The following is a 23,626-nucleotide window of genomic DNA, read 5'->3' on the forward strand; positions in this document are numbered from 1 at the left end:
GGCGACGTCAACGAGGCGCGGCTGGAGGAGCGGCGGCGGCTGGTGGCGCTGCAGCGCCGGATCGGGGACGGGGTGGCGATGCCGATCCGCCGGGTACGCCCCTCGAAGCGGGGCGCGGACGCCAGGCCGCGGCGTGCGATCAGCGACCGGCAGCTGGTAGACGGCGTCTTCGTCGAGGGGCTGACGATCTCGGGCCTGCTGAAGAAGCACAACTGGGGCCTGGGCGGTGCCACGGTGCAGGCGGCAACGGCGGCGCTCGCCGCGGCCCTCGATCGGCTCAGCGGCCCGGCCCCGCGCCCGCGGATGGAGGCGGCCTTCTACGGCACGCGCGCCAGCTGGCCGGTGGAGGAGGAGGCCTGACCGGCAGCGGCGGGCGCACCGGCGGCAGGAGAGCCGGACCGGCACCGGCTGACCGGGCGGAGAGGCCAGTGCTGGCGGCGGTTGGGGTAGGGCCTCCCGCCGCCGCGCCGCGGGGGACCCGGGGGTGGTCCAAAAATCTGGGCCACCTCGCGGTGACCGCGCATCCAACCTTTCTTTTCGCACGCGGCTATTTCAGGAAAAAAGCCCACTTGGTGGAGTAAGGGGAAGGCTGCAGAAGAGAGATGCGATCGTCGATGGAGTGATGTTCCAGAGCCAGAGCCAGAGCCAGAGCCGCTCCTGCGAGAGGAAACCGGGCGCAGTCCGGTTCAGGCCGTCAAGACGCTGCCCCCGTTACCCGTCCGGAGCTCAGGGATAGGCCGTCGAGCCGTCGGCGCGGCGCTCTATTCGCCGTTCCCAATGCAGGTACTCGTCCACCTTCAGCGCATCCTCGTTGACATCCATGCCCCAGCCCGGCCTGTCCGGGCGCAGCTCGAGAAAGCCGTCCACCGGTAGATAAGGGTCGACGGCCCACGGCGCACGGGTGGGCGGCTTGTACTCGAGGATCCGGAAGTTCGGTTGTGCCGCGGCAAAATGGACGTTGTGTGCAGTCGCGAGCGGCCCCATTGGATTGTGCGGGGCGACGGTGACGAAGTGCGCATCAGCCAGATCGGCGATGCGGCGCATTTCTGTCAGGCCGCCGACGACCGCGATGTCGGGCTGGATGATGTCCGCTCCGCCCGCGGATAACAGCGCAAGGAACTCGAAGCGGTTGTAGAGCGACTCTCCCGTGGCCAACGGGATGCGCATCTGCGCCTTCAACGCGCCCCATGCCGGCATGTGCTCGGGCCTCAGCGGCTCCTCGAGGAACAGGGGGTCATAGGGCGCGAGCGCATCGGCTAGTTGCAGGGCCCGAATGGGCTCCGTGATCTTGGCATGGGCATCAAAGGCGATTTCGAAGTGAGAGGGCAGGCGCCGCCGCATCTCGGCGAACCATTCGGCGGCCGTGTCGCAGAGCTCGCCCCAACGTCCTTTGTAGGGACTCGATCGGTAGGGCGACAGCTTGAAGGCGGTGTAGCCACCTTCCCGATGCTGGCGCTCAATCTCGGCAACGGCCTCGTCGATCTCCGGAGCCGTGTAAACCCCGCAATAGACTTGGACCCGGTCGCGCACGTGCCCGCCGAGGAGCTGGTAGACCGGAACGCCGGCCGCCCGCGCTGCGATGTCCCACAGGGCGTGATCGATTGCCGCGATGGCAGCAAGACCGAGCGCTCCAGGCGGAAAGCGCGATTGCTGAATCAATTTCTGGTGGATGAATGTCACCCGGCGTGGGTCCTCACCATCAAATTGGTGGAAGAGCCAATCGAGGAGCGGCGGCAGGGCCCGGTCGGGGCCGTGGCTGTAGGCCTCGCCCCAGCCGGTGATGCCGGCATCCGTATCAATTGCGACGAGCAGGCGAGGACGTTCGTCGACCCGGCTCATGTAGCTGCGGAGCCCGGTAATCTTCATGACGTGACGGCCTCCGGCGCAACGTTGCGCACGATCTCGCGCAGGCGCGCCCGTTCCTCTTCCGTCAGCCGGACAACGCCGGGCAGGCGGACCGGGCCGACATCCTCGCCCATCATCGTGAGCGCCTCCTTGACCACCGTCACGTTTGCCCCGTTGTTGTAGAGCGTTCGCATCTGCTCGAAGTCGACGATGCGGTCTATCTCCGTCCTCGCTCCGGCGAAGTCGCCCTTTTCGAGGGCGGCGTGGATGGCCAGAGATACTTGCGGAAACACGTTCACGAGACCGGAGGTGAAGCCGCTGGCGCCGACGGCATAGAATGGTGGGGCCCACCCCTCGGCTAGACCGCAGACCCAGATCGTGTCGCAATGGGTGGTGGCGCGGATAGCCTCGCCCAACCGCAGTGGGGTTGTGGCGGCGTATTTGATAGCGACGACGTTCTGATGTTCCGCGAGGCGCACAAGGTCCGCAATCGGAGCCTCATCCGAGCGCAGGTACGCCACCAGCGGCACCGAAAGGTGATCTGCGAGGCGCAGGAAGTAGTCGATCTTCTGCCCCGGGCCGGCGAATGGGTCGTTCGGGTAGTGAGCCATGATCGCTCCCGCCCCGTCTGCGACGGCAGCGTCAGCTTGTGCCATTGCTTCGGTCAGTGCGCGGCCGACTGCGGCCGTGACCAGTGCATGGGGTGCGGTGGCTTCGATGACCGCCGCCTGCAGGCGGCGGATCTCGTCGGAACTTAGTGAAAAGTATTCGCCTGTGTTCCCGGCCGCGATCACGTTAAGCACACCTGCCTTGCCAATCCGCGCTGCGATGGCGGCGGACTGGGCAAGATCGATGTCTCCCTGAGCGTTGTAGGCGGTGACGGGTACGCCGGAGATCTGGCGCAGAGCGGTCCTGACGCTTGCTTCAGTGGTCAAGAGGGGCCTCCAATGTGGTTCCAAAAACGGCATGCAGGTACAAGGCGCCGGACCGCAGGACATGCGCGGACATGCGCGTGGCGGCCAGCTCCCTGTTACCATCGATGATCGCCTCGCTGATGGCCGCGTGCTCATCCAGGGCGGTGCGGCTTTCTTCGGCGTTACGGTGTATGACGCGACGGGCGCTCTCGTCGTAGAACTGCTGGCTGGCGACAAGACGGGTCAGGTGGACGCTGCGCGCCGCAGCGTGGATCAGGCCGTGAAAAACCTCGTTCAGCCCGATGAGCTGGACAATATCCGCCTCCTGCGTCGCAGCTCGCATGCGCTTCACCGTGTCAGCCAAGCGCTGGCGCGTCTCGTCATCGCTACGATCGGCCGCGAGAGCCGCTAGAGGGGCTTCGAGAGCCGCGCGAGCCAGGATCATCTCTTCGGCAAAGGCAGCGTCGAACCTGACCACGATACCACGGCGCGGCAGTACCTCTATTAGCCCCTCGGCCTCGAGCTGGCGCAATGCCTCCTTAAGAGGCGTGGTGGAGATGTTCATCTCCTCCGCCAGGGCCCTTTCGTTCAACCGCTCACCGCTGCGGAACTGCCCCGAGATAATCGCGATCCGAAGCTGCTGACGGACATGATCCCTCAGTGGGAGGCGCGCAGCCGCATCAAGAGATATTGGTGGGCGCTGTTCAGTTCGGGGTGGAAGAGACATGACGAAGGCAGCCTTGCTGATGCTTTAAATCTGATATATCAAACTTCAAAAGCTGTCGAGTCGCATTCGCCGGCTGTGCTTAGGGAGGAGTACCCATGACTAGAACGATGTTGCTCGCCGGTGCCGCTCTGTCCGGCCTTGCCTTTGTCTCCACGACCTCGCCCATACTTGCTCAAACGCCGCCGGACCAACTCGTCATCGCGCTTAACATGAGCTCGATGCGTGGCCTGGATCCGCAGGAGCTCAACCAGTTCGAAGCCGCGGAAGTGGTCGCCAATCTTTATGATCGGTTGGTGACGCTACCGGCCGACGATATTACCCAGGTCGAGCCCATGCTCGCGACCGAGTGGGATGTCTCCGAAGATGGCCGGACCTTCACTTTCACCCTCCGTGAAGGCGTCACCTTCCACTCCGGTAATCCCCTGACGGCGCGCGATGCCGAGTACTCGCTGCGTCGACTAGTGAAGATGGGCCTCGCTCCGGCGCGCGATCTGACCCAGTGGGGGCTGACGGCCGATAACGTAGACCAGATGATCCGGGCTGAAGATGACACGACGCTGATCGTCGAGCTGCCGGAGGTCTGGAACAGCCAGCTGGTCCTGTATTCCCTTGCCTCATTCTCGGCCTCCATCGTCGATAGCGAGCTCGTGGAGGAAAATGCGCGGGACGGTGATTACGGTACCAGCTTCCTGCAGACCAGCGACGCCGGCTCTGGCCCCTATACGTTGCGCACATGGCGGGCCAACGACATCTTGATCGCGGAAGCCTTCGACGACTACTGGGACGGCGCGCCAGCGATGCGGCGCGTCCTGATGCGGAATGTTCCTGAAAGCTCCTCGCAACGACTTCAGATTCAGGCTGGCGACATCGACATCGCAACGCGCCTGTCGTCGTCTGACCTGCAGGCTCTTGCGGCGAATGAAGATGTCACGATCCAGACGACTCCGGGCGTGGGCTTCTACTATATCGCGCTGAACCAGCAGAATGAGATCCTTGCGAACCCTCAGGTACGCGAAGCTTTTCGTTATCTCGTCGATTACGAAGGACTCTCCAACACAGTGATGCAGTACTACGGTGACGTGCAGCAGACGATCGTGCCTCAGGGCATGCCGGGGGCCCTGCCGGACGAGAGGCCTTACAGCCTTGACCCTGATCGCGCCCGGGAATTGATTGCGGAGGCGGGCTATCCTGACGGTTTCAGCCTGACCTACTACGCTACGCCGGTGACGCCCGAGTACGAGATCGCCCAGTCGATCCAGGCCAACGCCGCAGAGGCTGGCATTACGCTCAATCTCCAGTCCGGCGATCATATCGGCGCCTTCCGCTCGCGCGACTACGAGCTCTTCTCTGCTCGGACTGGTGACCGGATGCCCGATCCGCATGCGGTCTTCGCATCTTACGCCGTCAACCCGGACAACAGCCAAGAGGCGAACTCGAGCGGGCTGATGGCGTGGCGTGCCGCCTGGGACGTGCCGCTGGAGATGCAGAACCTCGTCGAGGAGGCCGCACACGAGCTCGATGCCGACCGACGCGCCGAGATCTACACCGAGCTCAACCGTATGTATCTGGAAAGCTCGCCGCCTCTGATCACGTCGTTCCAGCGCACCGATGCCCGCGCGATCCGTGCCGAGGTGCAGGGTTATCAGGGTAGTACCACCTGGATCACCAGCTGGGACGAAGTCACCAAGTCGGAGAACTGAGCCAGTGACGGCCGTTCCTTCCACCTCTGCCCGGCGCACGCGCGCCGGGTTCTCGATCCTGCGGCGTGGCGGTGCGTCCATTGGTGTCGTGGTGACGACTCTTCTGGGACTCCTCGTGCTCACCTTCGTGGTCGGCCGCATGGTTCCTGCCGACCCGGTCATCGCCATCATCGGCGATCAGGCCGATCAGGCGGCCTATGACCGGGTCTACAGCGATCTCGGGTTGGACCAGCCGCTTTGGAGGCAGTTCGCCTCTTACGTCGGCGATGTGGTCACATTGGATTTCGGCGAGTCGAATTTGACCCGCAATGCGGTGTCGACCGACCTCGCGCGCGTCTTCCCGGCCACCGTCGAGCTGGCCAGCGCCGCCTTGATCATCGGTACCCTTCTGGGCGTGCCGCTGGGGGTCGCCGCCGCGGTAAGGCGCGACAGCTGGGTCGATCATCTCGCGCGTGTCGTAGGCCTCGTGGGCTATTCCACTCCGATCTTCTGGCTCGGCATGATGGTGCTGCTGGTGTTCTACGCGAAGCTCGGCTGGGTTCCCTCCGGTGGGCGGGTCGGTATCTACTACGAAGGGCTGATCGAGGGGCCGACGGGCTTCCTCACTCTCGATGCCATCCTCGCTCGCGACTGGGAGACGGCGCGAAGCGCGCTTTATCATCTGATGACGCCAGCGCTGATCCTAGGCTACGCGAATACTGCATATATCAGCCGGATGAGCCGCAGCTTCATGCTTGAGCAGCTGCAGCAGGAGTACATCCTGACGGCGCAGGCGAAAGGAGCCAGTCGCCAGTCGGTGGTTTGGCGGCATGCCTTCGGCAACATGCGTGTCCAGCTTCTCACCGTAATCGCGCTGGCCTACTGCGGCCTGCTCGACGGCACCGTGCTCATCGAGACCGTCTTCGGATGGCCCGGACTGGGCCAGTACCTGACCACGGCCTTGTTCTTCGCCGACATGAATGCGGTGCTGGGCGCGGTCCTGCTCATCGGGCTGATCTCCATAGCCATCAACCTGCTGTGCGACATTGCGTACCGCATGCTCGACCCGAGGACAAAATGACCGGTCTTATCGATACAGGCGGGCAGAGCCTGCACGACTGGCTGATTGACGAGGATATCAAGTCCAGGCGGCAAGCCCTGGCGCAACGCTGGTATTTCGGCCTGCGGCATCTGCTCTCCAGCCCCATTGCCGTGCTCGGCCTAGTCATCGTTGTCGCTCTTGTTCTTGCCGCCGCTTTTGCGCCGCTGCTGGCGACGCATAATCCCTACCGGCAGGACCTGGGGCGCGCACTGCTTGCACCATCGTCCGCGCATTGGATGGGAACGGACGAGCTGGGGCGGGACGTGTGGTCGCGCCTCGTCTACGGGTCTCGGACGACCCTATATATCACCATGCTCGTCACTGTGCTCGTCGCACCCGTCGGCTTCTTGATCGGCGCTCTAGCCGGCTTTATCGGTGGCTGGCTGGATACCGTGCTGATGCGCCTGACGGATATCTTCCTGGCCTTTCCCAGCCTCGTACTGGCCCTGGCCTTCTCCGCGGCCCTTGGGCCCGGCATCGAAAATGCCGTACTGGCGATCGCGCTCACGATCTGGCCGCCGGTGGCCCGTCTCGCCCGTGCCGAAACATTGACCGTCCGCAATTCCGACTACGTCGCGAGTGCGCGGCTTCAGGGCGCCTCCACCCTACGCATCCTGTGGCGGCACCTGGTGCCTGTCTGTCTTCCCTCGATCATCGTGCGACTGACGCTGAACATGGCCAGCGTGATCCTAACGGCTGCCGGCCTCGGCTTTCTTGGGCTCGGGGCGCAGCCACCACTCGCTGAATGGGGCGCGATGGCTGCTGCCGGCCGGCAGTACCTGATCGATGCATGGTGGCTCACGACTTTCCCCGGCCTCGCCATTCTGCTGGTGAGCATGGCGTTCAATCTGCTGGGCGACGGGCTTCGGGACATGTTGGACCCGAGGAAGGGATGACAGATATGACCAACGCAATACTGAGCCTGCGTGATCTGCGTGTCTCTTTCTCCAGCATGGGCCGTGTATCCGAGGCTGTGCGTGGAGTCTCGTTCGACATCGGCAACGAGAAGCTTGGCCTGATCGGCGAGAGCGGGTCGGGGAAGTCAATGACGGGCAGGGCGGTCATGCGCCTGCTGCCCTCTGCGGCTCGCGTGACGGCCGAGCGCATGCAGTTCCAGGGACGCGACCTGCTACAGTTGCCTGAGCCGGAAATGCGGGCTGTACGCGGCCACGAGATCGCGATGATCCTGCAGGACCCGAAGTTCTCGCTTAACCCGGTGATGAACGTCGGCGATCAGATCATCGAGACCTGCCGCATTCATCTCAAGTTGTCGCGACGCGATGCGCGCAGCCGCGCGATGGAGCTTCTGGAGAAGGTGCATATTCGCGACGCCGAGCGCGTGATGCCTTTGTATCCGCATGAAGTGTCAGGAGGCATGGGCCAGCGGATCATGATCGCGATGATGATCGTGGCGAGGCCCTCGTTAATCGTCGCGGACGAGCCGACATCGGCGCTCGACGTCAGTGTGCGCGGGCAGGTCCTGCGCATTCTCGACGAACTGCGTGCCGAGCAGCCGACCGGTCTGCTGTTCATTTCGCATGACCTTAACCTGGTCCGCAGGTTCTGCGACCGTGTCCTGATCATGTACGCCGGCCGGATCGTCGAAGCGCTTCCGGCAGATCGTCTCGACGACGCCGAACACCCCTACACGCGCGGCCTGCTCGAGGCTCTTCCCCGGCTCGATCGTCCGCGAAAGAGGCTGGCCGTGCTGAAACGTGACCCCGCCTGGATGGAGGGCTGAGCCATGATCGAGATCGATAATCTGCGCGTCTTCTACGGAGCCGGAAGCGACCGTTTCGAAGCGGTCAGGGGCGTGACGCTCTCTATCCGCCGCGGCGAGACCTACGGTCTTGTCGGCGAGAGCGGCTCGGGGAAGTCCTCCGTGCTAAATGCCATTGCCGGACGTCACACGGACTGGACCGGCCACATCCGCATCAATGCCTCATCTGTGGGGCCGGCCCGCAGGAGCCGCGCAGAGAAGGCGATGCTGCAGATCGTGTTCCAGGATCCTTACGGTGCGATCCATCCCAAGCACACGGTCGGCGCCAGCATCGCCGAGCCGTTGGAGATCCACCGCCGGCCCGACCGAGAGAAGGCGGTGGAACGGCTTCTGGAACGAGTAGGACTGCCGCCACAATTCCGGTACCGCTTTCCGCATCAGATTTCGGGAGGTCAGCGCCAACGGGTCTCCATCGCCCGAGCTTTAGCACTCGAAGCGCCGATCCTCCTGTTGGATGAGCCGACATCCGCGCTCGACGTCTCGGTACAATCTGAGGTGCTGAACCTGCTGCAGGATCTCAAGGAAGAGCGGGATCTGACCTATCTCATGGTTAGCCACGACATGGCTGTCGTGGCTCATATGTGCGACCGTATCGGTGTGATGCAGGGCGGCGATCTAATCGAGGAAGCAAGCCGCGAGCAGCTCATTTCAGGAAACCTCGAGCAGCCGTACAGCCAGGAACTTCGGGAGGCGGCGCTCGGGCTAGCTTGATCGTCGTCTATGTAGCTTGTTCTGGCTTAACATCGAGAGAGGGCCTGCTGTTCATGGCGCCTGGGAAACGAACTGGGGGATGGCCGTCCAGAGAAGGCTAGCAGCATTAGTTGCGGACGGCTGCAAAGTTGCCAAGCCGACATCCGCGTCGCCCCGCCCGAAGGCCGCAAAACGGGCGGGAAGAGGACCTTCGCTGCGGTCGCAACGAAGGTGCGGGAAGGGCGGAGAGCCGACATTCGCCGCATCCTGCACCGAGGTCTGCTGAGCAAACGAAGCAAACTTATAACCATGATGCCCAGGAGCATCGAGCATGCTTTTGTGTAGACACAGATTGAGCAGGCGAGGGATTGGAGTATGCATTTTCCGTCTGCCTATCCACCACTGCTGGATGGCTTTGCTGACTGGTAGCGGAGCCCCTCCACAAGAAGCCTGACGAGACGTCTTGCCTGTTCGGGATCGCCGTCTCCTGACGGCAGACAAAGGCCGGCAACCGCCCTCAGCAGATCACGTGGGGGTATCACCGCTCTCATCTCCCCGGCTTCGATGGCCGCATCCAGGAGCGAAGTCAGTGCTGGTTCAAGGTGTGCGTCAAAATAGGCGGGCAAGGGTGCGTAAGCCGACCCGCCGGAATGCAACGAGGTCGCCAGACCACGCTTGGCGAGAATGAAATCGACGTATCGCTGCATCCATCTGTCCACTGCCTCGGCGGGGCCGTAGTCCCGCGCGAATGCCTTGGCCGAGCCCGCGCAAGCGTCGACTTCGAGCCGAAAGACCGCTGCGATGAGATCCGCCCGCTGCGGAAAGCGGCGATAGAGCGTGCCCACCCCGACGCCCGCCTCCTCCGCGATTTCGCGCATGGGCGCGTCGACGCCCGCCCGGCCGAAGATGACACGGGCCGCATCGATCAGCTTTGCTTCGTTCCGCTTCGCATCGGCCCGGATGGGACGCTCCGCACTCGCGCCTGTGCAGGCGCCGTCGGGTTCTGACTGAGACATCATATCACCTCTTGCAAAACGGAACGTGGTTCCGTAACTAATCGGAATAGAGTTCCGCTTGCTCTCCTAACAGGATCGAGGGCGACGAACCATATCCAAGCAGGACCCAGTCACATGACCGAACATCGCGTTGCCCTCGTCACAGGGGCCAATCAGGGGATCGGCTTGCAAATCGCCAAGGATCTGGCCGCCGAAGGGCTGATCGTTCTGATCGGTGCCCGCGATATCGCGAAAGGCCGGATCGCCGCCGAAGAGATCGGGGAGAGGGCCCATGCGATCCAGCTCGACGTGACGGATCAGAGCTCGATCGACGCAGCCGCGGCGCGTATTGCCCAAGACTTCGGACGTCTCGACGTGCTGATGAACAACGCTGGAATCTCGCGTGCGCGCCCCGATCAGCCCTTCAGTGTGGCCGTTCGAACGAACCTGCTCACCGAGGCTCCCATCGCCGATGTGCGCAAGGTGTTCGACACGAATGTCTTCGGTGTCATCGCAGTGACGCAGGCGATGCTGCCCCTGCTGCGCGAGGCTCCGGCGGGGCGGATCGTGATCACCGGCAGCTCTGGCGCATCGCTCACATTGAACTCTGACCCGTCCAATGACCATCGCCGCATGTTCGGCAATTATTCCGTGTCCAAGGCGGCGGCCCATGCGGTGATGCTGGCCTTTGCGCTCGCGCTCGAGGACACCCGGATCAAGATCAATGCGGCCTGTCCCGGCTTCACCTCCACCGCGCTCAACAACTTCAACGGAACGCGCAGCCTGGAAGAAGGGGCCCGCGCCCCGGTGCGGCTGGCGTTGATCGGTGACGACGGCCCCACGGGTGGCTTCTTCGACGAAGGCGGCCCGGTCGCATGGTGATCCGCTGCGTGACCTTTCAGGGCGGTGCGGAGGGACAAGCGTGATGCGCGTCTTCATGACGGGTGCAACCGGCTTCCTCGGCGCCGCCATCGTGGCGGACCTCATTGATGCCGGATATCACGTGCTCGGCCTCGCACGCTCCGACGCTGCTGCGGCGAAACTGCGCGAGATGGGAGCCGAAGCTCATCCCGGCTCGCTGGAGGATACCGAAGGCCTCCGCTGTGGAGCACAATGTGCCGATGGCGTCATCCACGCCGCATTCGACCATGACTTCTCGAAGTTCGCCGCGAGCTGTGAGACGGATCGGAATGCGATCGAAGCGCTCGGGGTCGCGCTGTCTGGCACGGGAAAGCCACTGATCGTGACATCCGGGCTGCCTGTCACGCCGGGGCGGATCGCAACCGAGGCTGACGCACCTCCGACTGCTGCCGACGGCATGCCGCGCGTGTCGGAGCAGACTGCTCTTGGCTTTGTTGATCGTGGCGTGCGCGTGTCGGTCATTCGGGTGGCGCAGATCCATGATGCCAGCAAACAGGGTTTCGCCAGTTATCTGCTCGACCACGCCAGGCAGACCGGAGTGTCCGCTTAGGGCCGGAAGCAGACCAGCGGAGGTCCGCTTCGCGCCGGCAGCGAGGGTGGTCGGGCAGGGTCCCGAACTGCGGCTTTGGGCCGGTAGCGTCTGCGGAGGGGCAGGGGCTGGACGGCCGCTGTGGGGCGACGAGCGACAGTCAGCCGGAGCGCGTAGGGCCTGCCGCTGGGGTACGGTCAGGCACTCTGCCCTGCGGTGCAGCGAAGGTCAGCTTCGAGCCCCTTTTGACAGAGGCGGCTCCGCACACCCATCAACGATGATCGCATTTGCTCGACTTACTCCGCCCTAAACGGCTTGGACTTTCCCCTGAGCGACGGCACACGCAATGGCGAATGCATCCCGAGGCCGTGGCACGAGACCCTCGAGATCGGTTCGGTCGGCTTCCAGGAACCCAGCCGCCGCCGCGCCGTAGATCGACATCAGCATGGGGGCCTGGAACGCCAGCAAGGGCAGCCGGGACAACCTGTCCCGCTCCGAGTTGAACGAGACCGGCTCGTAGGGAACGTCGAGGGATCGCGCGATATCGGAGACGGAAAACGCTGAAGCGCCCGACAACTCGTAGTATCGGCCGACATGAGCCGCGGGCGATCGCAAAACCGCGAGCGCGGCATCGGCCAGATCGGCGCGCGCAACGGCCGAGATCCGGCCATGGCCGAACGGGGCGCCGATGCGCCCGTCCCGGGGGGCAGCCAGGCTCCCGATCAGTTCCGCGTAAAGGCCGTTGCGCAGGATGTTCCAGGCCATTCCGCTGCCCTCGATTACTCTCTCCGTCCAGCGATGGGCCAGGGCGAAGCCAAGATGGTCGCTGGCACGGCTCAGGCTCGAATACACGACATGCCCGACGCCCTGGTCCCGAGCCGCCGTCACTGCCGCACCATGGCGGCGTATGACGACATCGTCTTCTGCATAGCCTGCCGATGTCAGGAACAGCGTCGTGACCCCGGTGAAATCGAGCGTATCTGGCCGGTCAAAATCCATCTGCCGGTCGGCATCAGGAGACCGGCTCGCCGTGCTGACGGCGAGGCCGGCCGCGCCTGCCGCGGTCACGAGTGTCGACGCAAGCTGGCCCGAGGCCCCGGTCACGAGTATCATCTGGACTTCCTCTCCACGACGTTCACCGGCAACATAGAGAGGCCGCCAGCCCCGCATAAGAAGGCACAATCATGTCCGTCACGCACATCGATGTTCGCCAAGATACGGGGCTGAAACCCTGCGGCTCTCCCGATCATGTGGATTGCGGGCTCGGACTGGTGCTCGCCCGTCTCGGCGAGAAGTGGACCGTCATGACCCTGGCGGAGCTCTCGGAAGGTCCTCGGCGCTATCGGGAGCTTGAGCGATCGCTGGACGGCATCTCCCAGCGCATGATGACCCTGACCTTGCGGCGGCTGGAACGCGACGGTCACGTCGTGCGCGATGTGACGCCCACAGTCCCGCCGAGCGTCACCTACAGCCTGTCGGATCTCGGTCGTGCCTTTGCTTCCCAGGTCGCGACGCTGGTTGGCTGGAGTGCGCAAGCAAAGTCAGCAATAGAGGCAGCTCAGAAAGATTTCGATATGTAGGCTGTGATCTGGTGCACGTTTGCGGGGTTATGATCCACCTGCGGTTGGACGTTGACTGAGGCCTTTTCGTTCGAGCATTCACTATGGTCCTGCATTTCCGGAGGCGGACGTTCTCGTGCTGCGACGCAGAAGTCCGTTTTGTCTCGCGCGGCGGACATTGCTGGGTTGTACGATACTGCGCGATGCACGAATTTTTGGTTCGGGGAAGCTGCGCTGCAGCGGTGACCACTCTGGCGAATGACGGCAATGGGCCGTGAGTGGTCATGCTAGCTTGGCGAGTAAAGCGTCCGGTTTGGGCCGAGAGCGGCTGCCACGGAGCACGAACCCGAAGGTCCGCAATGGGCCGGGAGCGACGGCGGACGGGCAGGGCGCCAAACCGCGGCTTCGGGCCGGTTGCAGACTAGAACGATCCGGTGCTCGAACGGCGGCTTAAGGCCGAGAGTAGCTGCGGCGGGGCAGGGCGCCGATGGGCCGCTTCGGGCCGGCTGCGGCGGGGCGGGGGCCGGAAGGTCCGGGGTGCCGGGAATGTCGACGGCCGCTGCCCGCCAGGCGCACGAGCCGCTGCGTCACCGCATGACCGCTCCAAGCCCTCTTAAAGCGATGAGCCGCGTTTCATGGCTGCCGGGTTTCGCAAACTGCGCTGCAGCAGCATTGCCTTCCGTAGCGATCTAGGTTCTGCCACTGACGTGTCCCAAAAATCGGCAAAGACGCTCCTGCGACGGCTGACGTGTCTCAAAGCGCTGTTCCGCTGGGGCGCATTCTTCTGGTTCGAGCATGTCTGCCTCCTAGCATCGGAGCGAAGTCGTAAGGGAGGGACGCGATGAAAAGCCTCGTCCTGGGTGGAACGGGCTTTCTGGGCGGCGCGATCGTCGACGCGCTCGCCACGCGGCGGCACCGGGTGGCCGTGCTATCGCGCGGCGCCACCGCGCGCGCGTTGCCCGCGGGCGTGGAGCTCATACGGGCGGATCGGCACCTCGATCTCAGCGTGCTGGGCGCGCGATCTTTCGACTGGGTGTTCGACACCTGCGCCTACACCCCGGACGCCGTCCACGCGGTGCTTGGCGCCCTGGACGGCCGGATCAAGCGTTACGTCCTCGCCTCCTCGCTGTCGGTTTACGGGCGCTACGATGCGCCGGGGCTGGCTGAGACTCAGGCCGTTCCGGACGCGGGTCCCGCGGACTTCGCCCGCGCCGCCGAAGTGCCGTCTGAAAAACGCGCCTCAGCCATGGCCTACGGTCCGTCTTATGGCCCGCTGAAACGCGCTTGTGAGAAGGTCGCCGAAGAGCATCTGGGCGACCGAGCCACCATTCTGCGGATCGGGCTTATCGTCGGGGCGGGGGACTACACCGATCGCCTGACGTGGTGGGTGCGACGCTTCGACATGGCCGGCAAGACCAAGGGGCGCCTGGTGCCCGCGCCCGCGCCGCGTGAACGACCCGTGCAAGTGCTCGATGTGTACGACGCCGCCGCGTTTGCGGTGCGCTGCGCCGAGACGGACCTAGGCGGGGTGTGGAACGTCGCCGGGCGCCCGATGCCCATGAGCGACCTGCTGGACGCGATCTGCGCTGCTACCGGCTCGGCGGGCGAGGCCCGTTGGCTACCGCCCGCCGCCTTCGAGGCGGCCAATGCTGCGCCTTGGACCGACGTGCCGCTGATGGCTCCGGACGGGCCCACCTTCCGCTACTTCCTCGAGGTCGATGCGAGCCGAGCCCGCGCGGCCGGGCTTACTGCGAGGCCCTTAGCCGACACGCTTAGACTCTTAGTGGATTGGGACCGCAGTCGTCGGGACATGTCTCTGACATGCGGCATGAGCGCGGAGCACGAGGAACGACTGCTCTTGACCGAGCCGCAGACACGGGACGTTCCAAAGCCTTAGCCGACTAAAACCGGCTCTTGATGGGGACTCCGGCGAAAGCCTGGAATCTCCCGCATGGCTTATTACCGCGGGCTGATAGATGCTGCGCGGGCGTGGCAATGGCCGCTCTGAAAAGCTGCGCCGCGGCGTCGGCTAGACGCTTGAATGTCCGCAATGGGCCGTTCTTGACTGCGGCGAGACGACCGCGCAGGAGTGAGGAATTGATATCTGCTGCGCGGGGGGGGGCGTCGGTGGCGGCGATGCGCAGGAGGACCGGAATATGCGCGTCCGCTGCACGGCGCCGTCGGCACGACGACCCGTCGGCTACCAGCACCACCGGCGCAACCAGTTCCGCTGCCGAGCGTTGCTTGAGGATGCAACTTAATTGCGAACGTCACGGTGCAGGACCACCCTTGCTCCTGGTTCACGGGCTGGGTGGGAGCGTCCGGTCTTGGGACAGCATCCTGCCGATGCTTGCTCGCGAATGCGAGGTCGTGTTGGTCGATCTGCCTGGACATGGGGGGTCTCCGGCGCTTCCGGGGCGCCAGACGATCGCCGCCTATGCGGACGCGCTCGAGCACTTCATCGACCGGAACGGGCTCACCGGCGTAGATACCGTCGGCAGTTCTGTCGGCGCGCGGCTGGTGCTGGAACTGGCACGGCGCGGCATCGGCGGCCGCACGGTCGCTTTTGATCCGGGCGGTTTCTGGCGCGGCTGGGAGACGGCGTGGTTCCGCTCCACGCTCGCCGCCTCGGTCCGGCTGGTGCGCCTCCTGCGGCGGCGCATTCCGGAGCTCTCGCACAGCAGCGCCGCGCGGGCCGTTCTGCTCGCGCAACTGTCGGCGAAGCCCGGCGCCCTCGATCCCCTGCTGGTCCGGAACGAGCTGACGGCCATAGCCGAGACAGACGTGTTCGACGCGATGCTGAGCGAACTGGCGCGTGGTCCGTTGCAGGAGGGGACCGCCACACCTCCGGGCCGCGTGACGATTGGCTGGGGCCGTAAGGACCGTCTCCTGCTGCCACGTCAGGCGGAACGCGCGCAAGCGGCCTTCCCCACCGCGCGGTTGCACTGGTTCGAGCGGTGTGGCCACTTCCCGCAATGGGACCGCCCGAAGGAGGCCGCAGAGGTCATCTTGAAAACGATGGCGAGATGAGGCGCGGATAACGGACGTGACCTCTCACGCGCGATCCAGCTCCTCGAGAAAATGCACCTCAGCGGATGCTTCCTTTGTCCGCTCCGCCGACCTTCACCTTCGAATATGATGCGCGAGGGATGAATGGCCGATATCGTGAAGCTGCATCGCAGCGTTCGACCATCAAGCCAATGGCAGGTCAGGGCCGCCCGCGAAACGGGCGGCCCTGACGATCAAATCTCGACCGCTTCCGAGATGGCAAGGGCATCCTCCAGCTCGACTCCGAGGTAGCGGACGGTGCTGTCCATCTTCGTGTGCCCGAGCAGGAGCTGCACGGCGCGGAGGTTACCGGTCTTGCGGTAGATTTGCGCAACCTTGGTCCGGCGCATCGAGTGGGTACCGAAAGAGCTCGGCTCTAATCCGATTGAGGTTACCCAACCTCGGACGAGGCGGGCATACTGGCGGGTTGAGATGTGGAGCCTCTCGTGGAACCGCCCCGGCCAGAGAAATTCCGAGCCGACCAGATCGGGATCGTCAAGCCAGGCCAAGAGAGATTTGCGCGTGCCATCGGTGATCTCGAAGCGGACCGGCTGCCTGGTCTTGCTCTGAAGGACTGAGGTCCGCTCTTTCACCTGGCCCGCCGCGTAGACGTCGGCGACACGGAGGCGGACGAGGTCGCAGCCGCGCAGTTTGCTGTCGATCGCTAGGTTGAAAAGGGCAAGATCACGGGCGCGATCGGCGAGCTCGAGCCGCACACGGATCGCCCAGACATGTTTCGGCAGGAGCGGGCGCTTCTGGCCCACGAGGCGGCCCTTGTTCCAGGCTGGCCGGCACGCACGGATGGCGGGAAGGTTCGAAGCAGGCATAGCAGTTCCTCCGGTCCGCCGCGCTCCTCCCATCACCGGCACCGTGTCGGCGCCAAAGGATAGCACGCCGCGCCGCCGCAAGTCCGCTTCGAGCCCAGACGCGCAGATTCTGCGGGGCGGATGAACGGTCGCTTCGGGTGTTCTATCAGGGTCAGATTTCGCATCTAATCCGTTCCGAACTGCAATAGCCAACCTGTCGAAACGGGCTATGTGTTTCATGGCGACATGCCGTAAAGGCGCACCTGTCCGCACCTGTCCGCACCTCAGTGCTCGTGTTCGCACGCCCCGTGGTCTGCGAGGGCGTTCAGCACCCGACAGGGCTGTCCGTCGGGATGGCCATCGCAAGCGGATACGATCCGTGAGAGTTCGCCCTCCAGCCGCCGTAGCCGCTCGATGCGGTCCCGAACCTCCGCTAGGCGGCTCGTGGCGATCAGGTGCGCCTCTCCGTGAGCGTCGAATGGTGTCTCTTGCAACGCGATCAGCTCTGCGACGGCATCAAGGTCGAAGCCGAGTTGCCGGGCGTGGGCGATAAAGGACAGTCGATCCATCTCTGCGTCCCCGTAGCGGCGCTGCCCTCTGTCCGTGCGGCCGGGGTCGGGGAGTAGGCCGCGTCCCTCGTAGTAGCGGATCGTCGTTACTTTGACACCTGTGCGCTTCGACAGCGCGCCGATGGAATGGCCCTGCACAGCGATTTACCCCCTTGAAGCTACAGTCACTGTAGATCGTATGCCCGATGGCAACGAGACGAATCAAGAGGCCCGCCATGACCCGCCGACATCTCCGCCGCACCCATCTTCTGAATTTCGACGATCCCGCGATCCGCTGCCTGATTGCTTCGCGAGGTTGGGGCACACTGCTTCCCTTCGAGCGCATCGGCGCTGCCTACGATTTCGTCCGGAACGAGATCGCATTCGGCTACAACCGCGACGACGCGATATCGGCGTCAGAAGTGCTGCGCGACGGCTACGGTCAGTGCAACACCAAGGCGACGCTGCTCATGACGCTGCTGCGTGCCCTGGCCATTCCCTGCCGCCTGCACGGGTTCACGATCCACAAGGCGCTACAGCGGGGCGTGGTGCCCGAGATTGCCTTTCGCATCGCACCTCAGAACATCCTGCATTCCTGGGTGGAGGTCGAACGGGACGGGGCGTGGGTGAACCTCGAAGGGTTCATCCTTGATGCGCCCTTCCTTTCCGCGCTCCAGACCGCGTTCGAGGGCCGTACGTCTCTCTGCGCCTTTGGGGCGGGGACCGACTGCCTGTCCGATCCGCCTATCGCGTGGAACGGAAGCGACACTTACATCCAGCGCACCGGAATCAACGGTGACCTCGGGCGCTATGACGATCCGGACGCCTTCTACGCCGCGCACGCCCAGGCGTTCGGCCTTGTGCGCGGGTTTCTCTATCGTCATGCCATCCGCCACTGGATGAACGCCCGCGTCGCCGGCATCCGCCGGGGGCGGGTGCCGGCCATCCCCGGCGGCGTGCGAGCCGCACCACAGCCGGACGCAGGTCTTCGGGCGGGAGCGCACTGATGGGGGCCGGGCACGATCACGCACACGACCACGCGGGCCATTCGCACGGCCCGAAGCTGACGGCGGGCGACACCCCCGAGGCGCGCAGATCCAAGGAACGCGCCATTCTCACCGCCGCCGTCCTGACGGGCGGCTTCATGGGAGCGGAGGTCATCGGCGGCCTTGTGTCGAACTCGCTCGCGCTCTTGGCCGATGCGGGTCACATGCTGACCGACTTCGCCTCGCTGATGCTGGCCTGGTTCGCCTTCCGGCTTGCGCGCCGACCGGCGGATTGGAAACGGACCTACGGGTTCGACCGCTTTTCAGTGCTCGCCGCCTTCGTGAACGGGCTCGCACTCTTCGCGATCGCGGTGTGGGTCCTCCTTGAGGCCCTCCAAAGGCTGCGCGATCCGCACGAGGTAATGGGCGGGCTGATGCTCTGGGTCGCCATCGGTGGGCTCGTGGTGAACATCCTGGCGTTCTGGGTTCTGAGCCGGGCGGAAGGTGATAACCTCAACGTCCGCGCCGCCGCGCTGCACGTGATGGGCGACCTGTTGGGGTCGGTCGCCGCCATTGTGGCCTCACTGGTCATCATCTGGACCGGATGGATGCTCATAGACCCGATCTTGTCTGTGTTGGTCGTTCTGCTGATCCTGCGTTCGGCCTGGGCCGTGGTGCGCGAAAGTGTGCATATCCTGCTGGAGGGCGCACCCGCGGGTTTCGACGCTCGCGCCGTCGCGGCCGACTTGGAGGCGAATGTGACTGGCGTCACGCGCGCCCACCACGTCCACGCCTGGTCGATCACGCAGGAACGGCCGATGGCCACGCTGGAAATAGATATCGCCCCCGATGCGGTGGCCGACGACGTGCGCCCCGCCGTGAAGGAGCGCGTCCGCGAGACAACCGGGATAGAGCATGTGACCGTCGAAGTGGCGAAAAGCTCGACGCGCAGAGGATAAAGCGCGTTGCATGCCGGAGGTGGGAATGGCCGTTAGGGTATGCCATCTGGAACGTAGGTCCAAAGCAGACTGTCGACTGGTTCGCGGCTGCTGCAGCTTTGTCCCGCACTGCTGGCCTTGGGACCCTGAGCTATGCTGCGCGGTGCCATGTAAGTCCAGTATGGGAAGCCGCGCTGCAGCAAAGCCGAACTTGGCCAATGGCCGGATTGGGCCGTTTTGCGAGCCGCCAACGGCAGTCTTTGTGAGCGCGCTGGCCGTTTCTTCCGCAAGTTAAAGATTGACCTGCACTATAGGCCTGCTTGGTCTCATGCGTTAAACCAACGCGCCCTCCGGTGGCCGTCGAAGCCGTTCTTGAACGTCTTTCCGGCAATGGATGGCGGATGGTAAATGGCTTGAAGTGACGCTCCTGTCAGGAAGTCGAGTTCAGCATAGCTGACACGACCATCGCCATACTCGACGATGCACGTGCCGGTCCCAGTGTTCTGTTCCGCTTCAGCGCCTTCGAGTTTCGCGAGGATCGCTGTTGAAACGCTTCGCGCAGCACTTTCCGCGAACGTCCCGGACTTCGGCAGTCCCGTCGCCGCCATGTCACCGATCGCGTAGACGTCGGGAAACCTGGTTTCAAGGGTCGCGAGGTGGATGGGCACCCATCCGTCCTCGGTCAGTCCGCTGTCGATGACCACCTGTGGCGGCGTGTGCTTGGGCACGCCGAGGAACAGATCGAAGGGTAGTTCCATGCCATCGTCCAGAACAGCCAGCCCCGGTTCGAGCCGAATGACCTTGCGCTGGCGCAAAAGGCATATCCCGAAATCTTCGAACGAGTCCATCAACGCCTGTGCCATTTCTGCCGAGGCGGGCATGGGCGTGGATAGCGGGGAGACAAAGGTGATGTCGCATTTGTCGCGGATTCCGCGTTCCGTAAGATAATGGTGCAATGTCAGGGCACATTCGCTGGGACCAGGTGGGCATTTGTAGGGAAAGCCACACACACCGATGAGTACAGAACCTCCCGAAAAGCCCGGAAGAACCGATCGCAGCCGGTCCGCCCCCATGTTGGAGTAAAACTCGTTTCCGTACTCTGCGAGGCCCGGGGTCGCAGGGATGTCGTAATCCGCTCCCAAGGCGATCACGAGAAAGTCGGCCTCATAGATGCCTTCAGTGGTGGTCACGCGCCGCGCATCGGCGTCAATTGTATCGCGCACCAGCCGGATACCGGGCTTTGCAAAATCTTCGTAGGGCAAGCGGACAGCATCCAGGGTCGTTTTGCCAAACATCACGTCGATACGGCTGTATCCGAAAACGAAACTATCGCTCTTGTCGATGAGGACAACATCGGCCGCCTCGCCCAATGCCTCGGAAAGCAGGGTTGCCAGTTCCAGGCCGCCAAACCCAGCCCCCAGGATGAGAACACGAGATTTCATAGTGTTACCCTTTAAATCAGACCGATCCCGGAGCCACCCGAAGAGCTGTCCGGTCAACTGAAGAAGGGTCGTATGATGCTCGGAATAACACCAGTTACGCCAAGTTGAATGCAACTCTACGCACGGCAGCGATCGCAAAGTCAAGCGACCGGACGATAGCAAGCCCATGTTCGTGGCTCAAAACGCCGCGCGGGTGGAAAGGCCGATCATGTCGAGCCCACCCATGCTGCAAACGCGAAGCAGTCCGCCATCAGCGCGGACAGTGTGGGGCTCGAAGCCGGCCTTCGCGACTGGTCGGCGCTCCGGAGGCCCAGGTGAGACGGTCAGCCCGGCCGAGACCCGGCCCTCTCCGGACATTCGCCAGGCTGGCTCCGCTGCAGCGCAGCTTCCCCAAACCGGGCAGCCGTGGCATCGTGCATCAAGGTCTGGCACACCAAGGTCAGCTCCGCAGACTTGTTGCCATTCGCTGCCGCGGCTCGATTGGTGCCGCGATTGCAAGGCATTTTGCTGGAGGGGTGGGTTGCAGTCCTTCGAGGCATGAGCACAGAGCCATCAAGGCAGGCACAGAGCGTACATTGGCGCGGTTCAAACTTGGGGCCGTCTTCAACGATGGTTTGCAGACCCCTGCAACCTCCGGATATAATAAAGGTTTCTGACTGCATGATGCGGGATAACCTGAATATTGCGCGCCCGTTGCAGGAAGCATTGGGTCTGGCGGCACAGAGCAGGGTGTTCGGATGGTGATGAGCGAGCGGCAGTTCTTCAACGTGGAGCCCGAGGTTGCGGGCGGGCTTGCCGAGGGTACGGTCATTGATCGGTCGAGCCATCCGCCCGTGGTGTCCAAAGTGCATTACCGGGTCGAGGGCTGGCTTGGCGACGGGCTGATCGAGAGTTTCCCGGTCTTTCTGCTGCGCGAAGAGGCTTGGAATGCGGTCGCTTCAGAGGGACTGACCGGCGCGCGCATCGATCATGCCGAGATCTCCGTTGCGCCGGACTTGCCCGACCTCGTTCTTCCGGCTTTCCTCTGGTTTCAGCCGACGGGCCTCGCGGGGACGGACGACTTCGGGACAGCCGCCGACGGACGGCTGATCATATCGCAACGCGCGCAGGATGTGCTGGCCGGGTTCGGGCTTGCTCATGCCGAGATAACGCCGATTTGACCGGTAGACCCTCAATACTGGGTGTTCATGTCCATCATGTCGAACAGCAGCCCCATCGAGGCCATCGAGTTTCCCATGTAGGTCATCGTGTCGATGGCCATGCGGTAGCTGTCGGCCAGCGTGCTGTAATAGCTGCCGCCGAAGTACCCCGCTTTCGCAAGCGACGTGACGCCCTCGAAGCGCGCCAGATCCGCGTGCCCCGACAAGAAGTAACGTCCGCCGATCCAGCTGCCGAGGTCATCGTGGCCAAGGATTATTTCGAGGTCTTCCGCGTCCGGAAGCAACGTGTCGAAGGCGACGCGCGTCGAAAGCACCCGCGCATCGGCATCCAGGTCCTCCCAAGCTTCTTCGACCGCAGGCGCCCAGGCGTTGAGCCGCGTCAGCCACAGGAGGACCACCTGATCGTCCTCCGGATCGAAACTGTCCCAGAGGGCCAAGAGCCGGTCCCGCGCCGCCGTGGTGGGAGCATTGTCCCACAGGGGGCGCCCCAAGGCATCCAGCCGTTCGGTTGCGTCGATGTCCGCCTGAGACAGACCGATCCCCGCCTCGGGCAATATCCTCAGCCAAGGGTCCTTCCTGTCCCACAGATCGGCAAGGGCCGTGCAACCACTGCCGACGGCGAGTTGGCTTACGATCTGACGCGTGAAATCTGCCAGGAGTTCGCGGGTGCCGGGCAGCGTCTCGCCCGCGGAGAAGGCAGCGGCCTCGTCTATCAGGCCGCGGAACGCCGTTGCCCTGGCGTCTGGCTGGCTGTCTGCGCATCTGTCGATGTCCGCGACCGCCTGACTGACCTTCTCGATCGGTGCGTCAAGCAGCGTTGCCAGATCCCGGGCGGTGTCCGAGAGTGCCGGCCCCGGCATCAGCATGACCACCGAGATGAGTGCAACGGCTCTGCGCATCTCTTCACCTTTCGGGCGGAACGCCACTGCGGGCAAGTCAATATCCAAGTCGATCAGTATCGGAATGGTGAGCAAGACACCAGATATCCGGTTGGCCTCAATAGGCAGGGAGCTCCGGAAACGCAGGCCTTTGGCGGGCTTTGTCAGGTTCGGACTTCCTGCCCTCCCGTCACAACGGCTATGGATGCGTCACAGATACTTCTAAGGGGGTGCGATGTTATATCTTGCGTGGAAACGGCTCCTGCCGGCACTGATCGCCATTGTGATGCTCAATACAGGACCGAGCATGGCAGAGGAATTCGATCCCCAGGCATGGCGCAGCGCCGGCGGGACGAAAGCGAGCATTCGCGCCCGCCGCGACATGGTTCCTGCCGTCGTCGAAGGAGTGACCGGGCTGTCTCGTAACGAGGTCCACGAGATCCTCGGAGAGCCGGACGAGGTGCTTGGCGAAGACGATATTTGGTATGTGACGCGGGACGTGATGTTCTCGGAGCATCGTGTCCTGCTCATCGAATACGACGAGACAGGAGCCGTTGCCCGCGCCAGAGATGTCAGCACCGAGACCTGGCGCTGAACGTCGCAAGGCTCACCCGGCACGCGGCTCCCGAAGGGAGGCACTCCTGAAGCTGGAGGACGTGCCTCGAGCGGGGCGGTGAAGTTCGATACCTACTCTTGCCGCCGGACACGCGAAATCGCTGACAGAGCTTGATCGAGGCATGTCCGGTTGCTCGCATCCGTCTTTCGCCAACACGACCGAAGCTCATCTCGAAAGCGATGGAACCTTCGCCCTTCTATCGCATGGCAGAAGGTCCCGCAGTGTGACCTCAAGCTGTCGCACGCTGTGAAGCGTCCCGTCTGGGGAAGCCGCGCTGCAGCGTTAGGCCGAGAGGCCAAAGGCAGCTTCTCTAATTGGGGTTCTGGGTCAAGCTCATCTTCCTTGTATCTTCGGGATCGGTGTCGCTCTGAACCGCCCCGGGTTTGCCGGAGGCTCCAACTCTTGAGTAAGATGGAGCCATCATGAGCAAGACGACGAACAAGTTCTCCCCCGAGGTCCGCGA

General features: G+C 63.8%; 23 protein-coding genes and 1 pseudogene. 15 read left to right on the forward strand and 9 right to left on the reverse strand.

The genetic code is table 11. The features are described from left to right. Window positions 1-360, forward strand: a pseudogene (locus tag DFP88_RS17145) (hypothetical protein); the annotation flags it as partial. A 366-nt stretch (window positions 361-726) separates the two neighbouring features. Here DFP88_RS17145 and DFP88_RS16235 read toward each other — a convergent pair. Genes DFP88_RS16235 through DFP88_RS16245 form a run of 3 tightly spaced genes read right to left on the reverse strand, consistent with a single transcriptional unit; the run spans window position 727 to window position 3,486 of the window. Next, a complete protein-coding gene (locus DFP88_RS16235; protein WP_110815754.1) occupies window positions 727-1,866 on the reverse strand; it encodes a mandelate racemase/muconate lactonizing enzyme family protein in 1,140 nt (379 codons plus the stop codon). Then, on the reverse strand, window positions 1,863-2,780 hold the full coding sequence (locus DFP88_RS16240; protein WP_220032359.1) for a dihydrodipicolinate synthase family protein: 918 nt from the start codon (window positions 2,778-2,780) through the stop codon (window positions 1,863-1,865). Before DFP88_RS16240 ends, DFP88_RS16235 begins: the two co-directional genes overlap by 4 nt. Continuing rightward, window positions 2,770-3,486 (reverse strand): GntR family transcriptional regulator, encoded by a 717-nt coding sequence (locus tag DFP88_RS16245; RefSeq protein WP_110815756.1) that lies wholly within the window; start codon window positions 3,484-3,486, stop codon window positions 2,770-2,772. The genes DFP88_RS16240 and DFP88_RS16245 overlap by 11 nt, the downstream gene beginning before the upstream one ends. A gap of 95 nt (window positions 3,487-3,581) precedes the next feature. On the opposite strand from DFP88_RS16245, the gene DFP88_RS16250 reads away from it, so the two are divergent. The 5 genes from DFP88_RS16250 to DFP88_RS16270 are packed head-to-tail and all read left to right on the forward strand — an operon-like array spanning window position 3,582 to window position 8,758. Then, a complete protein-coding gene (locus DFP88_RS16250; RefSeq protein ID WP_220032360.1) occupies window positions 3,582-5,186 on the forward strand; it encodes an ABC transporter substrate-binding protein in 1,605 nt (534 codons plus the stop codon). A 4-nt stretch (window positions 5,187-5,190) separates the two neighbouring features. Next, window positions 5,191-6,246 (forward strand): ABC transporter permease, encoded by a 1,056-nt coding sequence (locus DFP88_RS16255; protein ID WP_245904854.1) that lies wholly within the window; start codon window positions 5,191-5,193, stop codon window positions 6,244-6,246. Next, on the forward strand, window positions 6,243-7,163 hold the full coding sequence (gene nikC, locus DFP88_RS16260; RefSeq protein WP_110815757.1) for a nickel transporter permease: 921 nt from the start codon (window positions 6,243-6,245) through the stop codon (window positions 7,161-7,163). The genes DFP88_RS16255 and nikC overlap by 4 nt, the downstream gene beginning before the upstream one ends. Before the next feature lie 5 nt (window positions 7,164-7,168). Then, the gene (locus DFP88_RS16265) at window positions 7,169-8,008 is read left to right on the forward strand and encodes an ABC transporter ATP-binding protein (RefSeq protein WP_181418693.1); all 840 of its coding nucleotides are present in this window, start codon (window positions 7,169-7,171) and stop codon (window positions 8,006-8,008) included. Window positions 8,009-8,011: 3 nt separating this feature from the next. Then, the gene (locus tag DFP88_RS16270; protein ID WP_110815759.1) at window positions 8,012-8,758 is read left to right on the forward strand and encodes an ABC transporter ATP-binding protein; all 747 of its coding nucleotides are present in this window, start codon (window positions 8,012-8,014) and stop codon (window positions 8,756-8,758) included. 371 nt (window positions 8,759-9,129) lie between these two features. Here the strand turns inward: DFP88_RS16270 and DFP88_RS16275 are convergent, their stop codons facing one another. After that, window positions 9,130-9,756 carry a TetR/AcrR family transcriptional regulator gene (locus DFP88_RS16275; protein WP_110815760.1) on the reverse strand — a complete coding sequence of 209 codons (627 nt, stop codon included), beginning with the start codon at window positions 9,754-9,756 and terminating at the stop codon, window positions 9,130-9,132. 111 nt (window positions 9,757-9,867) lie between these two features. Here DFP88_RS16275 and DFP88_RS16280 point away from each other — a divergent pair, with 111 nt between their 5' ends. After that, a complete protein-coding gene (locus DFP88_RS16280) occupies window positions 9,868-10,614 on the forward strand; it encodes an SDR family NAD(P)-dependent oxidoreductase (protein WP_110815761.1) in 747 nt (248 codons plus the stop codon). A gap of 43 nt (window positions 10,615-10,657) precedes the next feature. Then, window positions 10,658-11,203: an NAD-dependent epimerase/dehydratase family protein gene (locus DFP88_RS16285; protein WP_110815762.1), complete on the forward strand. Its 546-nt coding sequence runs from the start codon at window positions 10,658-10,660 to the stop codon at window positions 11,201-11,203. Between the two features lie 285 nt (window positions 11,204-11,488). Here the strand turns inward: DFP88_RS16285 and DFP88_RS16290 are convergent, their stop codons facing one another. Further along, entirely contained in the window at window positions 11,489-12,295 is an 807-nt protein-coding gene (locus DFP88_RS16290; RefSeq protein ID WP_110815763.1) for a Rossmann-fold NAD(P)-binding domain-containing protein, read from the reverse strand. A gap of 71 nt (window positions 12,296-12,366) precedes the next feature. Between DFP88_RS16290 and DFP88_RS16295 the strand changes: the two genes are divergently transcribed. The 3 genes from DFP88_RS16295 to DFP88_RS16305 all read left to right on the forward strand — a co-directional run bounded on the left by DFP88_RS16295 (window position 12,367) and on the right by DFP88_RS16305 (window position 15,771). Continuing rightward, window positions 12,367-12,762 (forward strand): winged helix-turn-helix transcriptional regulator, encoded by a 396-nt coding sequence (locus DFP88_RS16295; RefSeq protein ID WP_110815764.1) that lies wholly within the window; start codon window positions 12,367-12,369, stop codon window positions 12,760-12,762. 820 nt (window positions 12,763-13,582) lie between these two features. Beyond that, window positions 13,583-14,638, forward strand: coding sequence for an NAD-dependent epimerase/dehydratase family protein (locus DFP88_RS16300; protein WP_110815765.1), 1,056 nt, complete (start codon window positions 13,583-13,585; stop codon window positions 14,636-14,638). Window positions 14,639-15,030: 392 nt separating this feature from the next. Continuing rightward, window positions 15,031-15,771 carry an alpha/beta fold hydrolase gene (locus tag DFP88_RS16305; RefSeq protein ID WP_220032361.1) on the forward strand — a complete coding sequence of 247 codons (741 nt, stop codon included), beginning with the start codon at window positions 15,031-15,033 and terminating at the stop codon, window positions 15,769-15,771. A 212-nt stretch (window positions 15,772-15,983) separates the two neighbouring features. Here DFP88_RS16305 and DFP88_RS16310 read toward each other — a convergent pair whose 3' ends face one another. Beyond that, window positions 15,984-16,616 carry a tyrosine-type recombinase/integrase gene (locus DFP88_RS16310; protein WP_110815766.1) on the reverse strand — a complete coding sequence of 211 codons (633 nt, stop codon included), beginning with the start codon at window positions 16,614-16,616 and terminating at the stop codon, window positions 15,984-15,986. Window positions 16,617-16,879: 263 nt separating this feature from the next. Continuing rightward, on the reverse strand, window positions 16,880-17,302 hold the full coding sequence (locus tag DFP88_RS16315; RefSeq protein WP_110815767.1) for a MerR family transcriptional regulator: 423 nt from the start codon (window positions 17,300-17,302) through the stop codon (window positions 16,880-16,882). Window positions 17,303-17,379: 77 nt separating this feature from the next. Between DFP88_RS16315 and DFP88_RS16320 the strand changes: the two genes are divergently transcribed. Then, on the forward strand, window positions 17,380-18,150 hold the full coding sequence (locus DFP88_RS16320) for a transglutaminase-like domain-containing protein (RefSeq protein ID WP_110815768.1): 771 nt from the start codon (window positions 17,380-17,382) through the stop codon (window positions 18,148-18,150). After that, entirely contained in the window at window positions 18,150-19,088 is a 939-nt protein-coding gene (locus DFP88_RS16325) for a cation diffusion facilitator family transporter (RefSeq protein WP_110815769.1), read from the forward strand. The genes DFP88_RS16320 and DFP88_RS16325 overlap by 1 nt, the downstream gene beginning before the upstream one ends. A gap of 305 nt (window positions 19,089-19,393) precedes the next feature. Here the strand turns inward: DFP88_RS16325 and DFP88_RS16330 are convergent, their stop codons facing one another. Further along, entirely contained in the window at window positions 19,394-20,509 is a 1,116-nt protein-coding gene (locus DFP88_RS16330) for an NAD(P)/FAD-dependent oxidoreductase (protein WP_110815770.1), read from the reverse strand. A 737-nt stretch (window positions 20,510-21,246) separates the two neighbouring features. Between DFP88_RS16330 and DFP88_RS16335 the strand changes: the two genes are divergently transcribed. Beyond that, the gene (locus DFP88_RS16335; RefSeq protein WP_110815771.1) at window positions 21,247-21,669 is read left to right on the forward strand and encodes a hypothetical protein; all 423 of its coding nucleotides are present in this window, start codon (window positions 21,247-21,249) and stop codon (window positions 21,667-21,669) included. A gap of 11 nt (window positions 21,670-21,680) precedes the next feature. Here DFP88_RS16335 and DFP88_RS16340 read toward each other — a convergent pair whose 3' ends face one another. Continuing rightward, window positions 21,681-22,643: a hypothetical protein gene (locus tag DFP88_RS16340; protein ID WP_110815772.1), complete on the reverse strand. Its 963-nt coding sequence runs from the start codon at window positions 22,641-22,643 to the stop codon at window positions 21,681-21,683. Between the two features lie 139 nt (window positions 22,644-22,782). On the opposite strand from DFP88_RS16340, the gene DFP88_RS16345 reads away from it, so the two are divergent. Next, window positions 22,783-23,142: a hypothetical protein gene (locus tag DFP88_RS16345; protein WP_146227553.1), complete on the forward strand. Its 360-nt coding sequence runs from the start codon at window positions 22,783-22,785 to the stop codon at window positions 23,140-23,142. The last annotated feature ends 484 nt before the right edge of the window (window positions 23,143-23,626 follow it).

This window comes from Pseudoroseicyclus aestuarii, assembly GCF_003217255.1.
GTDB lineage: Bacteria > Pseudomonadota > Alphaproteobacteria > Rhodobacterales > Rhodobacteraceae > Pseudoroseicyclus > Pseudoroseicyclus aestuarii.

What these genes read in the sequence shown, in the direction of transcription:
- DFP88_RS16280 (WP_110815761.1), top strand. Translation starts at nt 9,868, where the DNA reads ATGACCGAACATCGCGTTGCCCTCGTCACAGGGGCCAATCAGGGGATC.
- DFP88_RS16270 (WP_110815759.1), top strand. Translation starts at nt 8,012, where the DNA reads ATGATCGAGATCGATAATCTGCGCGTCTTCTACGGAGCCGGAAGCGAC.
- DFP88_RS16290 (WP_110815763.1), bottom strand. Translation starts at nt 12,295, where the DNA reads ATGATACTCGTGACCGGGGCCTCGGGCCAGCTTGCGTCGACACTCGTG.
- DFP88_RS16320 (WP_110815768.1), top strand. Translation starts at nt 17,380, where the DNA reads ATGACCCGCCGACATCTCCGCCGCACCCATCTTCTGAATTTCGACGAT.
- DFP88_RS16245 (WP_110815756.1), bottom strand. Translation starts at nt 3,486, where the DNA reads ATGTCTCTTCCACCCCGAACTGAACAGCGCCCACCAATATCTCTTGAT.
- DFP88_RS16325 (WP_110815769.1), top strand. Translation starts at nt 18,150, where the DNA reads ATGGGGGCCGGGCACGATCACGCACACGACCACGCGGGCCATTCGCAC.
- DFP88_RS16285 (WP_110815762.1), top strand. Translation starts at nt 10,658, where the DNA reads ATGCGCGTCTTCATGACGGGTGCAACCGGCTTCCTCGGCGCCGCCATC.
- DFP88_RS16250 (WP_220032360.1), top strand. Translation starts at nt 3,582, where the DNA reads ATGACTAGAACGATGTTGCTCGCCGGTGCCGCTCTGTCCGGCCTTGCC.
- DFP88_RS16330 (WP_110815770.1), bottom strand. Translation starts at nt 20,509, where the DNA reads ATGAAATCTCGTGTTCTCATCCTGGGGGCTGGGTTTGGCGGCCTGGAA.
- DFP88_RS16235 (WP_110815754.1), bottom strand. Translation starts at nt 1,866, where the DNA reads ATGAAGATTACCGGGCTCCGCAGCTACATGAGCCGGGTCGACGAACGT.
- nikC (WP_110815757.1), top strand. Translation starts at nt 6,243, where the DNA reads ATGACCGGTCTTATCGATACAGGCGGGCAGAGCCTGCACGACTGGCTG.
- DFP88_RS16275 (WP_110815760.1), bottom strand. Translation starts at nt 9,756, where the DNA reads ATGATGTCTCAGTCAGAACCCGACGGCGCCTGCACAGGCGCGAGTGCG.
- DFP88_RS16335 (WP_110815771.1), top strand. Translation starts at nt 21,247, where the DNA reads ATGGTGATGAGCGAGCGGCAGTTCTTCAACGTGGAGCCCGAGGTTGCG.
- DFP88_RS16345 (WP_146227553.1), top strand. Translation starts at nt 22,783, where the DNA reads ATGTTATATCTTGCGTGGAAACGGCTCCTGCCGGCACTGATCGCCATT.
- DFP88_RS16310 (WP_110815766.1), bottom strand. Translation starts at nt 16,616, where the DNA reads ATGCCTGCTTCGAACCTTCCCGCCATCCGTGCGTGCCGGCCAGCCTGG.
- DFP88_RS16265 (WP_181418693.1), top strand. Translation starts at nt 7,169, where the DNA reads ATGACCAACGCAATACTGAGCCTGCGTGATCTGCGTGTCTCTTTCTCC.
- DFP88_RS16295 (WP_110815764.1), top strand. Translation starts at nt 12,367, where the DNA reads ATGTCCGTCACGCACATCGATGTTCGCCAAGATACGGGGCTGAAACCC.
- DFP88_RS16300 (WP_110815765.1), top strand. Translation starts at nt 13,583, where the DNA reads ATGAAAAGCCTCGTCCTGGGTGGAACGGGCTTTCTGGGCGGCGCGATC.